The organism is Caballeronia sp. (assembly GCF_049581465.1).
Classification (GTDB): Bacteria; Pseudomonadota; Gammaproteobacteria; order Burkholderiales; family Burkholderiaceae; genus Caballeronia.
Genome location: NZ_JBAUSA010001195.1, coordinates 1 through 3,109, shown reverse-complemented (window position 1 = coordinate 3,109; position 3,109 = coordinate 1). Strand labels below are relative to the sequence as shown.

The following is a 3,109-nucleotide window of genomic DNA, read 5'->3' as shown; positions in this document are numbered from 1 at the left end:
GCCATGCACTTGCCGTTCGAGCGTATCGAGAACGCGTGCCTGCTGAGCCGCTTCGACGAAGTACCGACACCGCCTAATCAGTTGCGCTGGGATCCCTTGCCGATGCCCGATGCACCAACCGATTTCGTATCGAGCCTGGTGACCATGGCGGGCAACGGCGCGCCCGCCGTAGGGAGCGGATGCGGTATCCACCTGTATGCCGCAAACTACTCCATGACCAACCGTTTCTTCTACAACGCCGACGGCGAGTTGCTCATCGTGCCGCAGCAAGGGCGGCTGCGCGTGGCAACCGAATTGGGTCTGCTGGAGGTCGAGCCGCAGGAAATCGTTGTCATCCCGCGAGGCGTACGTTTTCGCGTGGAATTGCCAGATGGCGAGGCGCGCGGCTACGTTTGCGAAAACTATGGTGCGCTGTTCAAGCTACCGGACCTCGGCGTGATCGGCTCCAACGGACTGGCTAATCCGCGCGACTTTCTTACGCCGGTGGCGTCCTACGAAGACCGTGAAGGCGAGTTCGAACTGGTCGCGAAATTTGAAGGCAGTCTCTGGCGCGCTCAAATTGACCATTCCCCGCTCGACGTGGTCGCGTGGCACGGCAACTATGCGCCGTACAAATACGACCTGCGCCGCTTCAACACGATCGGTTCGATCAGCTACGATCATCCCGATCCGTCCATTTTTCTGGTGCTCCAGTCCCCCACCGATACGCCGGGCGTCGACGCCATCGACTTCGTCATTTTCCCGCCGCGTTGGCTGTCGATGGAAAACACTTTTCGTCCTCCGTGGTTTCACCGCAACTTCGCGAGCGAGTTCATGGGCCTGATTCATGGCGCGTATGACGCGAAGGCTGAAGGCTTCGCGCCAGGTGGTGCGTCGCTTCACAATTGCATGAGCGGGCACGGTCCGGACGCCGATACCTTCGCCAAGGCGAGCGCAGCTGACACGACTCGGCCAGACCACATCACGAACACCATGGCGTTCATGTTCGAAACGCCTGCAGTCATCCGACCGACGCGCTACGCGCTCGAATCGTCCCAATTGCAAAGTGAGTACTACCGATGCTGGCAAGGCTTGAAAAAGCATTTCAACCCGGCGCAGGTCTGAGTACACACAATGGAGATATCACATGTCATTGCTCAATGAATCACACGACCCGACTCTTATGAGTTGGGTGGCGCAGGCAAACCAGCCGGGAAGCGATTTCCCGATCCAGAATCTTCCATTGGGTCGCTATCGACACATTGGCGCGGACGAGGACTTCAAGATCGGTGTCGCAATTGGCGACCAGATCCTGGATTTGCAAGGCACACGCCTGATCGACAGCCCGGACATGAACGCGTTGATGGCACTCGATACGGCAGCGCGACGATGTTTGCGTCGCGCCATTTCTCGAGGGTTAGCGCAGGGCAGCGCGCAACAGCAGGCATGGTCGAAGCTGCTCACCCCGCAAAGCGCGGCGGAGATGGCAGTGCCTTGCCGGATCGGAGACTACACGGATTTCTACACGGGGATTCACCATGCCACGTCCGTCGGCAAGCTGTTCCGGCCTGACCAGCCGCTGATGCCGAACTACAAATGGGTGCCCATCGGCTATCACGGTCGGTCCTCGTCCATCCGCGTGAGCGGCCAGACGTTCCGGCGGCCGCGCGGTCAGACAAGGGCGCCAGATGCCGTGCAACCGACCTTCGGTCCCAGCCGAAGACTGGACTACGAACTGGAACTTGGCTATTTCGTCGGCCGCGGCAACGAACTGGGGGAACCTGTCTCCATCGAAGATGCCGAGGATCATCTGTTCGGGATGACATTGCTCAACGACTGGTCGGCACGCGACATCCAGGCTTGGGAGTACCAGCCACTCGGCCCGTTCCTGTCGAAGAACTTCGCGTCAACCGTCTCGCCGTGGTTGGTCACGACCGAAGCACTGGCGCCCTTCCGCGCGCCACTGACGCGTCCGGAAGGCGACCCGCAGCCGCTTCCTTATCTGGACGGCGACTTTAATCGCAAGGCAGGTCTGTTCGACATCATGCTTGAAGTCCTGATACTGACGGAGCGCATGGCCAAGGCCGGCCTCGCACCCGAACGCCTGACGCTGGGCAACGCCGGCACCGCCGCCTACTGGACGGCGGCTCAACTGCTGACGCATCACACCGTCAATGGCTGCAATCTCCAGTCCGGCGATCTGCTTGGTTCCGGTACATTGTCGGGTCCCGCTGCCGGCGAAGCCGGCTCATTGCTCGAATTGACGAAGGGCGGCAGGGAGTCCGTCACGCTGGCCAACGGCGAGCAGCGGACCTTCCTGGAGGACGGCGACACGCTGATTCTGCGCGGCTGGTGCGAACGCCCCGGCGCGGTTCGCATTGGTCTCGGCGAGGTCCGTGGCACCGTCCTGGCATAGAGATGGAGTACCAATGAGAGACTCCACCAAACGGGAAGCCACGGTCGCAGATCGCGTCCTCTACACGTACTTCCGCAGTTCTGCGGCGTATCGGGTGCGCATAGCCCTCAACCTGAAGGGTCTCGGCTACCGAGCTGTGCCCGTTCACCTGCTTCGTGACGGCGGACAGCAGCATCAACCGGAATACCGCGCGGTCAATCCCTTCGGGCTCGTGCCCAGCTACCGCGAGGACGGTCGGATCATCCGTCAATCGCTGGCCATCATCGAATACCTCGACGAATGCCACCCCAAACCGCCTTTGCTGCCGGCCACACCTTTAGCGCGCGCAGAGGTGAGGCAGCTGGCGCTATCGATCGCTTGTGACATCCACCCGCTCAACAATCCGCGGGTTCTGAAATATCTGGAGCGCGAGTTGCATGCCGACGAGGCCACACGGCTAGGATGGATGCGCCACTGGATGAAGGTTGGGCTGCAGGCGCTGGAAGCCTTGCTGGCGGACATGGGTTCGAAGAGGCGTTTCTGCCATGGCGATCAACCCACGTTGGCAGACTGTTGTCTGGTACCTCAACTGTTCAATGCACGTCGGTTCGAAGTCGATCTTTCTGAATTCCCGCGTCTGCTAGCGATTGACGCCGCCTGCAACGCGTTGCTGGCCTTCCGCAACGCGCATCCCAGCAAGCAACCAGATGCGGCGACGTAAGGTCGACTCACAAA

At 60.8% G+C, this 3,109-nt stretch carries 3 protein-coding genes; all 3 read left to right on the top strand.

What is annotated here, in order from left to right; translation table 11 throughout:
- Positions 1-1,104, top strand: a 1,104-nt coding sequence (hmgA, locus tag WCA53_RS29225; RefSeq protein WP_423919363.1) for a homogentisate 1,2-dioxygenase, incomplete at its 5' end; no start/stop codon positions are given.
- Positions 1,105-1,126: 22 nt separating this feature from the next.
- A complete protein-coding gene (gene fahA, locus WCA53_RS29220; protein WP_423919360.1) occupies positions 1,127-2,395 on the top strand; it encodes a fumarylacetoacetase in 1,269 nt (422 codons plus the stop codon).
- 13 nt (positions 2,396-2,408) lie between these two features.
- On the top strand, positions 2,409-3,095 hold the full coding sequence (gene maiA / locus WCA53_RS29215; RefSeq protein WP_423919357.1) for a maleylacetoacetate isomerase: 687 nt from the start codon (positions 2,409-2,411) through the stop codon (positions 3,093-3,095).
- Positions 3,096-3,109 lie beyond the last annotated feature (14 nt).

Bases quoted from the DNA above. Each gene is read 5' to 3' on its own strand.
- fahA (WP_423919360.1), top strand. From the start codon at position 1,127: ATGTCATTGCTCAATGAATCACACGACCCGACTCTTATGAGTTGGGTG.
- maiA (WP_423919357.1), top strand. From the start codon at position 2,409: ATGAGAGACTCCACCAAACGGGAAGCCACGGTCGCAGATCGCGTCCTC.